The sequence below is a fragment of the Microbacterium sp. P5_E9 genome (assembly GCF_054049175.1).
Map to the genome: position 1 here is coordinate 1 of NZ_JBFUMV010000051.1, position 762 is coordinate 762.

Genomic DNA, 762 nt, shown 5'->3' on the forward strand with positions numbered 1-762 from the left:
ACATCGTCAATTCGGGCACCCGCATGATGGCCGAGGTCCTTGCGCACCGGACCGACGATGGTGCGCCGGTCGTCCTTTGGCCGAACTACGGTGCCCCGAGCCAGCAGTTCAGCGTCCAATGGCTACCTCGTCCCGGCAATCCGGAGCCATTGCAAGAGCAGTGGTTCCTGCTACGGGCGAAGCACTCAGGCAAATGCCTGAAGACCAACGGCTTTCGATCCGGTGCAGCGATCGTCCAGGATACGTGCAGTGGAGACGCTTCTCAGATGTGGAGGTTGCGGGCCGTGGTCATGACGGCGGCAGAATGCCCCACCCGAATTCAATGCGTCATTGGACGCCGCACGGTCCTGGAGAACTATCACGATCGCGGGCGGCGATGCCTGGATGCGGCGAACGGTCACCTTCCCGGCCTGCCCGAACAAGGTGCCGGCTTACAGGCCTGGGACTGTATTGCCAGATTCAGCGCACCCAACGCTGCCAATCAGGAGTGGGAGTTGGTGGACGTGCAGGTATGGGACTCTCCCTTCGTCGTCAGGTGAACCCATGGACATGACGACTGGAGCCCGGAGGCCGACCACGGCGCCGGTCGTTCGAGTTTCGTGTCAGAGCGTGCTATCCCATGGATGCTGGGATTGCTCGCAGCGGCTTGCTAGCCGAATGAGGTGCCGGCATGACTCCCGCAGCATTCGAGCCCGGTCGCAACGCCTTGATGCTCAATGAGTTGCGCCAGCCGACGATCGGCAGGCTGTGGCCCGACTTCGC

1 protein-coding gene is annotated in these 762 nt (G+C 62.6%); it reads left to right on the forward strand.

Annotated features, from left to right (window positions below):
* Positions 1 to 539, forward strand: a 539-nt coding sequence (locus ACXJ3V_RS20155) for an RICIN domain-containing protein (RefSeq protein WP_457102136.1), incomplete at its 5' end; no start/stop codon positions are given.
* Between the last annotated feature and the right edge of the window lie 223 nt (positions 540 to 762).